The sequence below is a fragment of the Streptomyces sp. NBC_01298 genome, from assembly GCF_035978755.1.
GTDB lineage: Bacteria > Actinomycetota > Actinomycetes > Streptomycetales > Streptomycetaceae > Streptomyces.
In genome coordinates this window covers 2502929-2516489 of sequence record NZ_CP108414.1, presented here as the reverse complement: position 1 = coordinate 2516489, position 13561 = coordinate 2502929, and the positions used below count along the sequence as shown (strand labels likewise).

15 protein-coding genes are annotated in these 13561 nt (G+C 72.1%); 13 read left to right on the top strand and 2 right to left on the bottom strand.

The window, feature by feature from the left end; translation table 11 throughout:
• Window positions 1-58 precede the first annotated feature (58 nt).
• Complete coding sequence (locus OG730_RS11370; RefSeq protein WP_327304134.1) at window positions 59-1234, top strand: ferrochelatase; 1176 nt, start codon at window positions 59-61, stop codon at window positions 1232-1234.
• A gap of 46 nt (window positions 1235-1280) precedes the next feature.
• The gene (locus tag OG730_RS11365) at window positions 1281-2084 is read left to right on the top strand and encodes an inositol monophosphatase family protein (RefSeq protein WP_442814878.1); all 804 of its coding nucleotides are present in this window, start codon (window positions 1281-1283) and stop codon (window positions 2082-2084) included.
• A gap of 106 nt (window positions 2085-2190) precedes the next feature.
• Here OG730_RS11365 and OG730_RS11360 read toward each other — a convergent pair whose 3' ends face one another.
• Window positions 2191-2364, bottom strand: coding sequence for a hypothetical protein (locus OG730_RS11360; RefSeq protein WP_204357838.1), 174 nt, complete (start codon window positions 2362-2364; stop codon window positions 2191-2193).
• A gap of 299 nt (window positions 2365-2663) precedes the next feature.
• Here OG730_RS11360 and OG730_RS11355 point away from each other — a divergent pair, with 299 nt between their 5' ends.
• The 4 genes from OG730_RS11355 (at window position 2664) to OG730_RS11340 (ending at window position 6229) form a co-directional block, all read left to right on the top strand.
• Window positions 2664-3317 carry a response regulator transcription factor gene (locus OG730_RS11355; RefSeq protein WP_112451148.1) on the top strand — a complete coding sequence of 218 codons (654 nt, stop codon included), beginning with the start codon at window positions 2664-2666 and terminating at the stop codon, window positions 3315-3317.
• Between the two features lie 5 nt (window positions 3318-3322).
• On the top strand, window positions 3323-4567 hold the full coding sequence (locus tag OG730_RS11350) for a sensor histidine kinase (protein ID WP_327304133.1): 1245 nt from the start codon (window positions 3323-3325) through the stop codon (window positions 4565-4567).
• A gap of 405 nt (window positions 4568-4972) precedes the next feature.
• Entirely contained in the window at window positions 4973-5269 is a 297-nt protein-coding gene (locus OG730_RS11345; RefSeq protein WP_112451146.1) for a DUF4193 domain-containing protein, read from the top strand.
• Between the two features lie 12 nt (window positions 5270-5281).
• Window positions 5282-6229 carry a hypothetical protein gene (locus OG730_RS11340; protein ID WP_327304132.1) on the top strand — a complete coding sequence of 316 codons (948 nt, stop codon included), beginning with the start codon at window positions 5282-5284 and terminating at the stop codon, window positions 6227-6229.
• 32 nt (window positions 6230-6261) lie between these two features.
• On the opposite strand, the gene OG730_RS11335 is transcribed toward OG730_RS11340, so the two are convergent.
• The gene (locus OG730_RS11335) at window positions 6262-6723 is read right to left on the bottom strand and encodes a DUF3093 domain-containing protein (protein ID WP_327304131.1); all 462 of its coding nucleotides are present in this window, start codon (window positions 6721-6723) and stop codon (window positions 6262-6264) included.
• A 58-nt stretch (window positions 6724-6781) separates the two neighbouring features.
• Between OG730_RS11335 and OG730_RS11330 the strand changes: the two genes are divergently transcribed.
• The 7 genes from OG730_RS11330 (at window position 6782) to OG730_RS11300 (ending at window position 13433) form a co-directional block, all read left to right on the top strand.
• Entirely contained in the window at window positions 6782-7366 is a 585-nt protein-coding gene (locus OG730_RS11330; protein ID WP_327304130.1) for a PaaI family thioesterase, read from the top strand.
• Window positions 7366-7899, top strand: a complete 534-nt coding sequence (gene dut / locus OG730_RS11325) for a dUTP diphosphatase (RefSeq protein WP_266886143.1) — start codon at window positions 7366-7368, stop codon at window positions 7897-7899. Before OG730_RS11330 ends, dut begins: the two co-directional genes overlap by 1 nt.
• Window position 7900: 1 nt before the next feature.
• On the top strand, window positions 7901-8692 hold the full coding sequence (locus tag OG730_RS11320; protein ID WP_327304129.1) for a DUF3710 domain-containing protein: 792 nt from the start codon (window positions 7901-7903) through the stop codon (window positions 8690-8692).
• 174 nt (window positions 8693-8866) lie between these two features.
• Window positions 8867-11533, top strand: a complete 2667-nt coding sequence (locus OG730_RS11315) for a DUF4118 domain-containing protein (RefSeq protein WP_327304128.1) — start codon at window positions 8867-8869, stop codon at window positions 11531-11533.
• On the top strand, window positions 11530-12216 hold the full coding sequence (locus tag OG730_RS11310; RefSeq protein ID WP_250742929.1) for a response regulator: 687 nt from the start codon (window positions 11530-11532) through the stop codon (window positions 12214-12216). Before OG730_RS11315 ends, OG730_RS11310 begins: the two co-directional genes overlap by 4 nt.
• 24 nt (window positions 12217-12240) lie before the next feature.
• The gene (locus OG730_RS11305; RefSeq protein WP_112451269.1) at window positions 12241-12669 is read left to right on the top strand and encodes an OB-fold nucleic acid binding domain-containing protein; all 429 of its coding nucleotides are present in this window, start codon (window positions 12241-12243) and stop codon (window positions 12667-12669) included.
• 2 nt (window positions 12670-12671) lie between these two features.
• Entirely contained in the window at window positions 12672-13433 is a 762-nt protein-coding gene (locus OG730_RS11300) for a DUF3159 domain-containing protein (RefSeq protein WP_327304127.1), read from the top strand.
• Window positions 13434-13561: the final 128 nt, after the last annotated feature.

The window sequence follows — 13561 nt, the reverse complement described above, 5'->3', positions numbered from 1 at the left end:
GGTCCCGGAGGCCGGACCTGTTTTCCGCGGGGCGGCGGCGGGTGGCAGGATTCGAAGCATGTCTGACCAGCTCCGCGCCAGCGCCCCCGGCTCGACCGAAGGCCCTGCCGCCCCCTATGACGCCCTCCTGCTGCTGTCCTTCGGCGGCCCCGAGGGGCCCGACGACGTCGTGCCGTTCCTGGAGAACGTCACGCGCGGCCGCGGCATCCCGCGCGAGCGGCTCAAGGAGGTCGGGCAGCACTACTTCGGCTTCGGCGGAGTCAGCCCGATCAACGGCCAGAACCGCGAGCTGCTGGACGCCCTGCGCAAGGACTTCGCCGGGCACGGCCTGGACCTGCCCGTGTACTGGGGCAACCGCAACTGGGCCCCGTACCTGAACGACGTGATGCGCGAGCTGGCCGCCGACGGGCGCCGCCGCGTCGCGGTGCTCGCGACCAGCGCGTACGCCTCGTACTCGGGCTGCCGGCAGTACCGCGAGAACCTCGCCGACGCGCTCGCCCTGCTCGTGGAGGAGGGCGTGGCCGAGGCGGACCTGCCGAAGGTCGACAAGCTGCGGCACTACTTCAACCACCCCGGCTTCGTGCAGCCCATGATCGACGGGGTGCTGGCCTCGCTGGCCGCGCTGCCCGAGGAGGTGCGCGCCGGCGCGCACCTGGCCTTCACCACCCACTCCATCCCGAACGCGGCGGCGGACGCCTCCGGCCCGGTGGAGGACCACACGGCGGACGGCGCGGGCGGGGCCTACGTCAAGCAGCACCTGGACGTCGCCAAGGTGATCGCCGACGCGGTCCGCGCCGAGACCGGCACCGAGCTGCCCTGGGAGCTCGTCTACCAGTCGCGCAGCGGCGCCCCCCACATCCCGTGGCTGGAGCCGGACATCTGCGACCACCTGGAGGCCCTGCACGGGGCGGGCGCCCCGGCGGTGGTCATGGTGCCGATCGGCTTCGTCTCGGACCACATGGAGGTGCTGTACGACCTCGACACGGAGGCGACGGCCAAGGCCGCCGAGCTGGGGCTGCCGATCGCCCGCTCGGCCACGGTCGGCTCCGACCCCCGGTTCGCGGCGGCGGTACGGGACCTCGTGCTGGAGCGGGCCGCGGCGGAACGCGGCGAGTCCGTGGAGCGTTGCGCGCTCGGGCTGCTCGGCGCGAGCCACGACCTGTGCGCGGTGGGCTGCTGCCCGGCGCGCGGGCCCCGGCCGGCGGCCGCGGGCGCGGACAGCCCGTACGCGTAGCCGTAGCGCACTGAAGTCAGCGGAATTCGATGAACGGGAGCCGGGCGTGATCTCCGAAGAGCTGAAGACCGAACTGCTGGACGTGGCCCTGGAGGCGGCCGGCCGGGCGGGCGCGCTGCTGAGGGACGGGCGGCCCGCCGATCTGGCGGTCGCCTCGACCAAGACGAGCCCGATCGACGTGGTGACCGAGATGGACATCGCGGCCGAGAAGCTGATCACCGGCATCCTCGCGGAGCGGCGGCCCGAGGACGGGCTGCTGGGCGAGGAGGGCTCGGAATCGGCCGGCACCAGCGGTGTGCGGTGGGTCATCGACCCGCTGGACGGCACGGTGAACTACCTCTACGGGCTCCCCACCTGGGGCGTCTCCATCGCGGCCGAGTTCCGCGGCGAGACCGTGGCCGGGGTCGTGGCGGCGCCGATGCGCGGGGAGACGTACCACGCGGTGCTGGGGCGCGGGGCCTGGCTGGGCGGGGTCCGCCTCGCCTGCCGGCCGGCCGCTCCGCTGGACCAGGCGCTGATCGGCACCGGGTTCGCGTACGTCCAGAGCCGGCGGGCGCACCAGGCCGAGGTGGCGCGGCGGATCATCCCGCTGGTCCGGGACGTCCGGCGCGGCGGTTCGGCGGCGATCGACCTGTGCGACGTGGCCGCTGGACGGCTGGACGGGTACTGGGAGCGCGGGCTGAACCCGTGGGACCTGGCGGCGGGCGAGCTGATCGCGCGGGAGGCGGGCGCGGTGACGGGCGGCCGCCCCGGGGAGCCCGCCTCGGGCGAACTCGCGCTGGCGGCGACCCCGGCGGTGTTCGCCTCGCTGCGGCCGCTGCTGGAGGAAGCCGGGGCCTGGCACGACTGAGCGGTCGGACCGGCCCCCGGGCATGAGGGAACCCCGGCGGCCGGGTGGCGGCCTCCGGGGTCCGGGGGTGTGCGAGGACCGGTGGGCTGGCTACCGGCGGCTGGAGTCAGCAGGCGGAGACGGTGACCGGAACGCCGTGATCGGCTGCGATGCGCTGGAGGTCTTCCAGCTCCGCCTGTTCCACTTCCACGAGGAAGTCGTCGCCCGTCTCGCGAGCCTGCCTGAGGTCCGACTGCGTGCTCCTGATGCGCTGCAGGAGACCCGCGGTGAATGCGTCCATGGTGGGTTCGCCCCCTCTTCGTGGGTCGGCGGCGGCACGTGGCAGTGCGCCGTCAGGGAGGTGTTCGGGGTGTGAAGTCGTCCTCCCCGCCGCGTTGGACCCAGAAACCTCGTAAGGCGAGGGAATCCTCACTTCCGCCCCTCGGGTCCCCCTGAGCACCGCCTGAGCACTCCTCGAGTACTCCCCGAGCCCCCTCGCGCGCCCCCGAGCGGCGTCTTACAGCCGGTTTACCGGCGAAAGGGGCAGGATGGACGACACATGACACCCCTGCCCTGACGGGCTCTGAGGAAGGAAACGACGTGCGCGTACTCGTCGTCGAGGACGAGCAGCTGCTCGCCGATGCGGTGGCCACCGGACTGCGCCGGGAGGCCATGGCCGTGGACGTCGTGTACGACGGTGCCGCGGCCCTGGAGCGCGTCGGAGTGAACGACTACGACGTGGTCGTGCTCGACCGGGACCTCCCGCTCGTGCACGGCGACGACGTGTGCCGGAAGATCGTCGAGCTCGGCATGCCCACCCGCGTGCTCATGCTGACGGCCTCCGGCGACGTGAGCGACCGGGTCGAGGGCCTGGAGATCGGGGCGGACGACTATCTGCCCAAGCCCTTCGCGTTCACCGAGCTGACCGCCCGGGTACGGGCGCTGGGCCGGCGCACCACGGTCGCGCTGCCCCCCGTGCTGGAGCGCGCGGGGATCAAGCTGGACCCGAACCGGCGCGAGGTGTTCCGCGAGGGCAAGGAGGTGCAGCTGGCGCCGAAGGAGTTCGCGGTGCTGGAGGTCCTCATGCGCAGCGAGGGCACGGTCGTGTCCGCCGAACAGCTCCTGGAGAAGGCGTGGGACGAGAACACGGATCCCTTCACCAACGTGGTGCGCGTGACGGTGATGACGCTGCGCCGCAAGCTCGGGGAGCCGCCGGTCATCGTGACCGTGCCCGGTTCCGGCTACCGGATCTGACGCGGGTGGCCGCGACCCCGGCGCCACCCTCCGCGCCACCGAAACCGACCTGGGACCCCGGCCAGCCCGAGGGTCCTTTCCCTTGGCTGCGGCCGACCATCCGGATACGCCTGACGCTGCTGTACGGCGGGATGTTCCTGATCGCCGGCATCCTGCTGCTGTCGATCATCTACCTCCTGGCGGCCCAGGCGCTGCGGCAGGGCAACGCGCTGCCGTTCACCATCGTGGGCGGCGGCCCGATCCAGGTCACGAGCAGCTGCCCCGGTGTGAGCGGTACGGGCCAGATGCCCGACCAGTTCAACGCCGCGATCAACACGTGCATCCTCGAACAGCGCCGGCACGCGCTGGACGACCTGCTGAGCCGCTCGCTGATGGCGCTGATGGGGCTGAGCATCATCGCCTTCGCCTTCGGTTACGCGATGGCCGGCCGGGTGCTCTCGCCGCTCGGCAAGATCACCCGGACCGCCCGCCGGGTGGTCGGCTCGGACCTCACCCGGCGGATCGAGCTGGACGGTCCGGACGACGAGCTCAAGGAGCTCGCCGACACCTTCGACGAGATGCTCGACCGGCTGGAGCGGGCCTTCACGGCCCAGCAGCGGTTCGTGGCCAACGCCTCGCACGAGCTGAGGACCCCGCTGGCCATCAACCGGACGCTGCTGGAGGTGCACCTCTCCGATCCCGGGGCTCCGGTGGAGCTCCAGCAGCTCGGCAAGACGCTGCTGGCCACCAACGAACGCAGCGAGCAGCTGGTCGAGGGCCTGCTGCTGCTGGCCCGCAGCGACAACCAGATCATCGAGCGCAAGCCCGTGGACCTGGCGGAGGTGGCCTCCCGCGCCCTCGACCAGGCGCGCGGGGAGGCGCAGGCCAAGGGCGTGGAGATCCGCGGGGAGCGCGCGCTGGCCGTGGTCCAGGGCAACGGCGTACTGCTGGAGCGGATCGCGCTCAACCTGGTGCAGAACGCGGTGCGCTACAACGTGCCCGAGGGCGGCTGGGTGGACGTGACCACCGAGGCCGTGCACGGGCAGGCGGTCCTGCTGGTTTCGAACACGGGTCCCGTGGTTCCCGCGTACGAGGTGGACAACCTCTTCGAGCCCTTCAGGCGGCTGCGTACGGAGCGCACGGGCAGCGACAAGGGTGTCGGGCTCGGCCTCTCGATCGCGCGCTCCGTGGCGCGCGCGCACGGCGGGAGGATCCAGGCCGTCCCGCGCGAGGGGGGTGGCCTCGTGATGCGTGTCACTCTGCCCTTGTGAGAGCGGCCGCCGTCCTTGTGAGGACGACCACCCCGTGTTCGCTGTTGGCTGAATGCTTGGGTCGTGAAGACAGTGACTTCTGTGCGATCGATCACAGTGGCGAGTGTCCGGCCCTATGCGCTCAGTGACCTTGGGGGGGCCGGAAAGCCCGGGAAGTCCGGGTTTCCGGCCCCCCTGATGGCGGGAAATACATGGGGTGGCGTTTGTGCAAGACGGCCCCCGGACCGTGTACGGTCCCGGTCGTCATCCCAGCCAATCGCTCGTCTGAATGTGCGGCTGGGTGTCGATTGAGTAACAGACCTTGATGTGAGGCAAAATCTCCGCCTCAGGTCGGGCACAAGTCCGGCCTCTCGCGCGTTACGTGCGCTGAGACACCCGCTAAATCCCAGAGGGGGAGAGCGAACTATGGCAACGGACTACGACACCCCGCGCAAGACCGACGACGACGTAGACAACGACAGCATCGAAGAGCTGAAGGCTCGTCGCAACGAGAAGTCGTCGTCGAACGTGGACCTGGACGAAATCGACAACGCGGAGGGCCTCGACCTGCCCGGCGCAGACCTCTCGAACGAGGAACTGGCCGTACGGGTCCTGCCGAAGCAGGCCGACGAGTTCACCTGCACGAGCTGCTTCCTGGTGCACCACCGCAGCCAGCTGGCACGCGAGAAGAACGGTCAGCCCATCTGCCGCGAATGCGACTGAGAGGCGTCGGCCGTGACTGGCTCGACACCATTTCGGAAGCGGCGCTTCCGAAAAGCTGGTGATCCGGCGGAGACGCACGAGGGAACCGGGGGCCTGGAAACAGGCCCTGGAGCCCCCGGCGTACCCGCCGTGCTCCCCGACACCGCCGAGGCGGTGACGTCGGCCTCCGAGGCCGGCGAGGGGCCCCGGAAGAACTCCGGGGTCCGTCGGCTGCAAGCCGTCAAGAACGGTGTGCGCAAGGGCGGCGAAAGTGCCAGGGCCGCCGCCCTTTACCTCACCGACCGAGTCATCGAGAACGCACCGCGCGTTCCGGTTCGGGACCTCGCGACCCTGCGCGCGCAGTTCCCGGGCCTCGGGCCCGATCAGCTGGCCGACAAGCTGATCTCGGGCGCCGCCAACGCCACGTCCACGGTCGGCGCGGGGATCGGCGCGGCCGCCATGCTGCCGGTGCCTCCCGCGATGCCCGCTGAGCTGGCCGCCGAGATCACCGGGGTCGCCGCGATCGAGCTGAAGCTCATCGCCGAACTCCACGAGGTCTACGGCCTGCGACCGCCCGGCAACCTCAAGCAGCGCAGCGTCGCCTACCTCACCTCCTGGACGGAGGAGCGCGGGGTCGACCTGACCAAGCCGACCACGCTCAACGCGGCGCTCGGCGGCCAGATGAAGCGCGAACTGCGCCAGCAGATCATGAAGCGGATGTTCCGCAACCTGCCCAACCTGATGCCGTTCATGGTCGGCGCCGCGGTCGGAGCGGTCATGAACCGCCGGGACACCCGCAAACTCGCCGAGAAGGTGCGTACGGACCTGCGGGCCCGCGCCGTGGCCTGGAACGCGCTGCCGCAGCTCCCGCCCCTGGAGCGGCCCGCCGAGGCCCTTCCCGAGGCCGCCAGGGCCGCCGTCGAGGGCCGGATGTTCGACCCTCGGGCCATCGACCCCCGAGACGGCGACCGGCGGGACTGATCAGTGACCCGCGGGACCGGTCCCGGCCGTGGTCAGTCCCGGCCCTGCGCCGCGCGGATGGCCGCCGCCAGGGCCTGCGGCTCGCGGGTGGAGACGTAGACGTACGGGGTCGGGTCCGAGGGGTCGGTGACCTCGACGCGGACCGCCGTCGGCACGTAGCTGCGCATCAGCATGAAGGCGCGCATGTCGGCCTTGTACGTGCGCCAGGCGCGGGCCTCCTCCGCGTCCAGCACCTCCGGGTCGCCGAGCGCCGCCACCGGGATCCGGGCCTCCCCGGCGGCCAGCGCGCCGCCCACCACGCGCACGCGCTGGGAACCGTACGAACTCACCAGCAGCCCCGTCAGCGCGGTGCCCCCGATCAGCCCCGCGAGCAGCGGCAGCGTGCCCAGCGGGAGCAGCATCAGCGCGCAGGCCAGGCCGGTCAGGGCGGTGATGGCCCACCAGGAGCGGGGGGCTGTCAGGCGTTCGTCGTAGTGCGCGGGGGAGAGCTGCATGCGGCCAAGCCTGCCACGAGGCGACCGGCGGGTAGCCGCGCGGGTAAGGTCTGCGGCTGTGAGTGGACGAAACACAGCGTTGACGCCTCCCGCCGACGCCACGGCGCCGGTGCGGCACCCCGATGCCCCGGCCCCCGGCGAACTCCTCGGCGCGCACTACGAGCACTGCTTCGGCTGCGGCGACGGCCAGCCGCACGGACTGCACCTGGCGGCCCGCGCGGGCGAGGGCGTGCGCGTCACCGCCGAGTTCACCGTCAAGGCGGCCCACCAAGGTGCGCCCGGCCTCGCGCACGGCGGCGTCCTCGCCACCGCGCTCGACGAGACCCTGGGCTCCCTGAACTGGCTGCTGCGCGTCATCGCCGTCACCGGCCGGCTGGAGACGGACTTCGTCCGGCCCGTGCCCGTGGACACGGTGCTGTACCTGGAGGCCGAGGTCACCGCCGTCGCCGGCCGGAAGATCTACTCCCGCGCGGTCGGCCGAATAGGCGGACCCCAGGGACCGGTCGCGCTGCGCGCCGACGCCCTCTTCATCGAGGTGAAGGTCGACCACTTCATCGACAACGGACGGCCCGAGGAGATCCGGGCGGCGATGGCCGACCCGGACCAGGTCAGGCGCGCACGCGCCTTCGAGGTGAACCCCTGATGTCTGAGAACAACACCGGCGTGGACGTCGCCATCCGGCGCGTCGACCCGGAGGTGCCGATTCCGGCCTACGGGCACCCCGGCGACGCCGGCTGCGATCTGGTCACCACGGTGGCCGCGGAGCTGGAGCCGGGGGAGCGGGCGGTCCTGCCCACGGGGATCTCCATCGCCCTGCCCGAGGGCTACGCGGCGTTCGTGCACCCGCGCTCGGGCCTGGCCGCCCGCTGCGGGCTCGCACTCGTGAATGCCCCCGGGACGGTGGATGCCGGGTACCGTGGGGAGATCAAGGTGATCGTGGTCAATCTCGACCCGCGCGAGAGCGTCCGGTTCGAGCGTTTCGACCGCATTGCCCAGCTGGTTGTCCAGCGAGTCGAGCAGGTGCGCTTCCGCGAGGTGGCGCAGCTTCCCGACTCGGCGCGGGCCGAGGGGGGTTTCGGCTCCACCGGTGGTCATGCGGCCGTGGCCGGATCCGGCGCTGGTCAGCAGGGTGGGAATGGCTACGCTTCGGTCGTACACGACCGGGAAGGACAGTGACGTGTTCGGACGTCGCAAGAAGAACGACTCCGTCAAGGACGGCGGCGCGGCCGAGCAGGTCGTCGACGGCGTCGGTGCCGATGAGCAGGACGGCACGGAGGAGAACGACGCGGTACAGCCGCGCAGGGTGAACCTGCCGCCGGCCCCGCGTCCCGACGGCCCGTGGGACATCTCCGAGGTCCCCGGCAGCCCCGAGGAAGGCCGGGTCGACCTCGGCGGCATCCTCGTACCGGGTGTCGAGGGCATGGAGCTGCGCGTCGAGGTCGCCGGGGACGCGATCGTCGCCGCGACCGTGGTGCTCGGCGACAGCGCGGTGCAGCTGCAGGCCTTCGCCGCGCCGCGCAAGGAAGGCATCTGGGGCGAGGTCCGCGAGGAGATCGCCGAGGGCATCACCAAGCAGGGCGGCATCATCGACGAGGTCGAGGGTCCGCTGGGCTGGGAGCTGCGCGCGCAGGTCCCCGTACCGCTCCCGGACGGACAGACCGGCGCCCAGCTGGTCCGCTTCGTCGGGGTGGACGGCCCGCGCTGGTTCCTGCGCGGTGTCATCTCCGGCCAGGGCGCGGTGCGTCCCGAGTCGGCCGGTGTGCTGGAGCGGATCTTCCTGGACACCGTCGTGGTCCGCGGCGAGGGCCCGATGGCCCCGCGCGACCCGATCGTCCTGAAGCTGCCGAACGACGCGCAGATGGTGCCGGACGGCGTGCAGACCGACGAGGCCGCAGACCAGGAAGGCTCCCGCTTCGGCGGCGGAATGGGCCAGCTGGAGCGCGGCCCGGAGATCACCGAGGTCCGCTGACCCCGGCTCGATCCGTCACGGCCGTGGGCCGCACTCCTCCGGGGGTGCGGCCCACCGCCGTTTCCGCGGCGGTAGGAACCCGCCCGAGCCCGGGGGCGTCAGGGAACCGTCAGAGATCCGTCCGCGGCAGGTCATCGGCGCGTGAACGGGGCGGACGTCCCGGAGAATGGCCGCATGGGACGCGGCAAGCTCAGGATCTATCTCGGCTCGGCCCCCGGCGTGGGCAAGACGTACGCCATGCTCTCGGAGGGCCACCGCCGGGTGGAGCGGGGCACCGACTGCGTCGTGGGCTTCGTCGAGCACCACGGGCGGCCGCGCACCGAGGTCATGCTGCACGGCCTGGAGCAGGTGGAGCGCAAGGAGCTCGTGTACCGGGGCGCCGCCTTCACCGAGATGGACGTGGACTCCCTGCTGGCCCGCAAGCCCGCCATAGCCCTGGTGGACGAACTCGCGCACACCAACGTGCCGGGCTCGCGCAACGCCAAGCGCTGGCAGGACGTGGAGGAGCTGCTGCGGGCCGGGATCGACGTGATCTCCACGGTCAACATCCAGCACCTGGAGTCCCTGGGCGACGTGGTGGAGTCGATCACCGGCGTGCGGCAGCGGGAGACCGTCCCCGACGAGGTGGTCCGGCGGGCCGACCAGATCGAGCTGGTCGACATGTCCCCGCAGGCCCTGCGCCGCCGCATGGCGCACGGCAACATCTACAAGTCCGACAAGGTCGACGCGGCCCTGTCCAACTACTTCCGCCCCGGCAACCTGACCGCGCTGCGCGAGCTCGCGCTGCTCTGGGTCGCGGACCGGGCCGACGAGTACCTCCAGCAGTACCGGGGCGAGCACAACATCCGCTCCACCTGGCAGGCGCGCGAGCGGATCGTCGTGGGCCTCACCGGGGGGCCCGAGGGGCGCACCCTCATCCGGCGCGCCTCCAGGGTGGCGGCCAAGGGCTCCGGCAGCGAGATCCTGGCTGTCTACATCGCCCGCAGCGACGGGCTGACCGCGGCCTCGCCCAAGGAGCTCGCGGTCCAGCGGACGCTGGTCGAGGACCTCGGCGGAACGTTTCACCACGTCATCGGAGACAACGTCCCCGAGGCGCTCCTCGAATTCGCCCGCGGGGTCAACGCCACCCAGATCGTGCTCGGCTCCAGCCGCCACCGCTCCTGGCGGTACGTGTTCGGCCCCGGGGTCGGCGCCACCGTCGCCCGGGACTCGGGACCCGACCTCGACGTGCACATCGTCACGCACGAGGAGGTCGCCAAGGGCCGCGGCCTGCGGCCCGTGGCCCGCTCGGCGGCCCGGCTCGGCCGGACCCGGCTGCTGGCCGGCTGGGTGGTCGGGGTGGCCCTGCCGCTGGCGCTCGCGACCCTGCTGACGCACATCGACAACGACCCCGGCCTCGCCAACGAGATGCTGCTGTTCCTGGCCCTGACCGTGGGCGCCGCCCTGCTCGGCGGGCTCTGGCCGGCGCTGGCCTCGGCCGCCGTCGGCTCCCTGCTGCTGAACTACTACTTCGCCCCGCCCCTCCACCGCTTCACCATCTCGGACCCCAAGAACTTCGTGGCCATCGTGGTCTTCTTCGGCGTCGCCGGCTCCGTGGCCTCCGTCGTCGACGCCGCCGCCCGCCGCACCCACCAGGCCGCCCGGCTGCGCGCCGAGTCCGAGATCCTCTCCTTCCTCGCCGGCAGCGTGCTGCGCGGCGAGACCACCCTGGACGCGCTGCTGGAACGGGTCCGCGAGACCTTCGCCATGGAGTCGGTGGCGCTCCTCGAGCGCGAGAGCGACGTCGAGCCCTGGCGGCCGGCGGGCAGCGTCGGCCCGAACCCGGTCGCCCGCCCCGAGGACGCGGACGTGGACATGCCGATCGGCGACCACATGGCGCTGGCCCTGTCCGGGCGGGTGCTGCCCGCCGAGGACCGCCGCGTGCTCGGCGCCTTCGCGGCCCAGGCCGCCGTCGTGCTGGACCGGCAGCGGCTGGTCGGGGAGGCGGAGGAGGCCCGTCGGATGGCCGAGGGCAACCGGATCCGGACCGCGCTGCTGGCCGCCGTCAGCCATGACCTCCGTACGCCCCTGGCCTCCATCAAGGCCTCCGTCAGCTCCCTGCGCTCCGACGACGTGGAATGGTCCGAGGAGGACCGCGCCGAGCTGCTGGAGGGCATCGAGGACGGCGCCGACCGGCTCGACCACCTCGTGGGCAACCTGCTCGACATGTCACGGCTCCAGACCGGCACCGTGACCCCGCTGATCCGCGAGATCGACCTCGACGAGGTGGTCCCGATGGCGCTGGGCGGCGTACCCGAGGGCAGCGTGCTGCTCGACGTCCCGGAGACCCTGCCCATGGTGGCCGTGGACCCCGGGCTGCTGGAGCGGACCGTGGCCAACGTGGTGGAGAACGCGGTGAAGTACAGCCCGCCCGGGGAGCAGGTGCTGGTGGCGGCCAGCTTCCTCGGCGACCGGGTCGAGGTACGGGTCGTGGACCGCGGGCCGGGCGTGCCCGACGAGGCCAAGGACCGGATCTTCGCCCCCTTCCAGCGGCACGGGGACGCGCCCCGCGGCGCCGGGGTCGGGCTCGGCCTGGCCGTCGCGCGCGGCTTCGCCGAGGCCATGGACGGCACCCTGGAGGCCGAGGACACCCCCGGGGGCGGGCTCACGATGGTGCTGACGCTGCGCGCGGCGACCGGCGGGCGCCCGGCGCTCGCCGTGAGCGTGGACGGCGAGGGGCGCAGCGCGCCCGGCGGGACCGGGGGACCGGAGCCGGGCGGGGCCGGGGGACTCCCGGCGGATTCCGATCTCGATTCGATACGACAGACACGACAGACACGACAGAAGGCAGGACCTCAATGACCCGGGTGCTCGTGGTGGACGACGAACCCCAGATCGTCCGGGCCCTCGTGATCAACCTGAAGGCACGCAAGTACGAGGTCGACGCGGCCGCCGACGGGGCGAGCGCCCTGGAACTGGCGGCCGCCCGCCACCCCGACGTGGTCGTCCTGGACCTCGGCCTGCCCGACATGGACGGGGTCGAGGTGATCAAGGGGCTGCGCGGCTGGACCCGGGTCCCGATCCTGGTGCTCTCCGCCCGGCACAGCTCCGACGAGAAGGTCGAGGCCCTGGACGCGGGCGCCGACGACTACGTCACCAAGCCCTTCGGCATGGACGAGCTGCTCGCCCGGCTGCGCGCCGCCGTCCGGCGGGCCGAGCCGGGCGCCGGGGCCGGTGAGGACGAGGTGGTCGTCGAGACCGAGACCTTCACGGTGGACCTCGCGGCGAAGAAGGCGGTGCGCGCCGGACGCGACGTACGCCTCACGCCCACCGAGTGGCACCTGCTGGAGGTGCTGGTGCGCAACGGCGGCAAACTGGTCAGCCAGAAGCAGCTCCTCCAGGAGGTCTGGGGGCCCTCGTACGGGACCGAGACCAACTACCTGCGGGTCTACATGGCGCAGCTGCGGCGCAAGCTGGAGGCCGACCCCTCGCACCCGAGGCACTTCATCACCGAACCGGGCATGGGATACCGCTTCGAGAGGTAGTGGGGGCGCCGGTACGCTTCCTGTATGAGTGCTGAACCGCGTCCCGAGAAGCCCGCGAAGCCGGCGAAGCCCGCCAGGCCTGCGGGCAGGTTCCGCCGGATGATAGAGCGGCTGTCCACCTCGCAGGAGGAGCTGCATTCGGCTGAACTGCAGGAGGACGCAGAAGCCGCGGGGTGCACGCGGATCTGCGACTGCCACGACCGTCAGATAGTGAAGGTGACCGGGACCCTGCGGACCGTCACCCTGCGGCCGCGCGCGGGCGTCCCCGCCCTGGAGGCCGAGCTGTTCGACGGCTCGGCCGCGCTGGACGTCGTCTGGCTCGGACGTCGCTCGATCGTGGGAATCGAACCCGGCCGTCGCATGATCGCCTCCGGGCGGATCTCGATGAGCCACGGCCGTCGGGTGCTCTTCAACCCGAAGTACGAACTCCGACCGCTCGGACAGGAGCACTGACGGTGACGTCACTCGACAAACCGACCACGCACGGCGTGGACCCCGCCGCCGAGCCCTCCGAGGACCAGAAGGCCGTCACGCAGGCGGCCCTCTTCGACGCCTTCGGCGGCATCCGGGGCACCGTGGAGACGATGCTCCCCGGTCTGCTCTTCGTGATGATCTACACGATCAACAAGGACGTGAAGCTGTCCGCCATCGCGGCGGGCGCGGTCGCGGTCCTGCTGGTGGTCGTGCGACTGCTGCGCAAGGACACCGTCAAGCACGCCTCCAGCGGCGTCTTCGGCGTGGGCGTGGGCGTGGCCTTCGCCCTGTTCACGGGCAGCGCGAAGGGCTTCTACCTGCCCGGCATGATCTACGGCGCCGGCCTGGGCGTGGCCTTCACGCTCTCCGCGCTGGTGGGCTTCCCGCTGCTCGGCGTGATCCTGGGACCGGTCTTCAAGGAGAACCTGTCCTGGCGCACGCGCAACCCCGGGCGCAAGAAGGCGTACGTCAAGGCCAGCCTCGCCTGGGGCCTGATCTTCCTCGCGAAGTACGCGATCCTCTTCCCGCTGTACTGGTGGGGCGACGCGACGCAGCTCGGCTGGGTGCTGATCGCGCTGAAGCTGCCGCCGATGGTGCTCGCGGTGTACTTCACCTGGCTCTTCCTGGCGCAGGCGCCGCCGCCGATCAACGTGATCGCGGAGTGGGAGGCCGAGGAGGAGGCGGAGAAGGCCGCGAAGGCCGCCGCGAAGGCGGAGAAGGCCGCGGGGGGCCCGGGAGCCTGAGCCGTACGCCGCTGCGTGCGCCTGCTCGCTGCGCGGGGTGGGAGCGGGCTGCGCCCGGGCCCCGCGCCTCAAACTCCCCCAGCTAGCGCTGGGAGGTGCCCCCCGGGCGGGGCTGGATTTTGGCCGGC

Bases quoted from the DNA above. Each gene is read 5' to 3' on its own strand.
- OG730_RS11370 (WP_327304134.1), top strand. From the start codon at position 59: ATGTCTGACCAGCTCCGCGCCAGCGCCCCCGGCTCGACCGAAGGCCCT.
- OG730_RS11360 (WP_204357838.1), bottom strand. From the start codon at position 2,364: ATGGACGCATTCACCGCGGGTCTCCTGCAGCGCATCAGGAGCACGCAG.
- OG730_RS11345 (WP_112451146.1), top strand. From the start codon at position 4,973: ATGGCAACGGACTACGACACCCCGCGCAAGACCGACGACGACGTAGAC.
- OG730_RS11335 (WP_327304131.1), bottom strand. From the start codon at position 6,723: ATGCAGCTCTCCCCCGCGCACTACGACGAACGCCTGACAGCCCCCCGC.
- dut (WP_266886143.1), top strand. From the start codon at position 7,366: ATGTCTGAGAACAACACCGGCGTGGACGTCGCCATCCGGCGCGTCGAC.
- OG730_RS11315 (WP_327304128.1), top strand. From the start codon at position 8,867: ATGGGACGCGGCAAGCTCAGGATCTATCTCGGCTCGGCCCCCGGCGTG.
- OG730_RS11310 (WP_250742929.1), top strand. From the start codon at position 11,530: ATGACCCGGGTGCTCGTGGTGGACGACGAACCCCAGATCGTCCGGGCC.
- OG730_RS11305 (WP_112451269.1), top strand. From the start codon at position 12,241: ATGAGTGCTGAACCGCGTCCCGAGAAGCCCGCGAAGCCGGCGAAGCCC.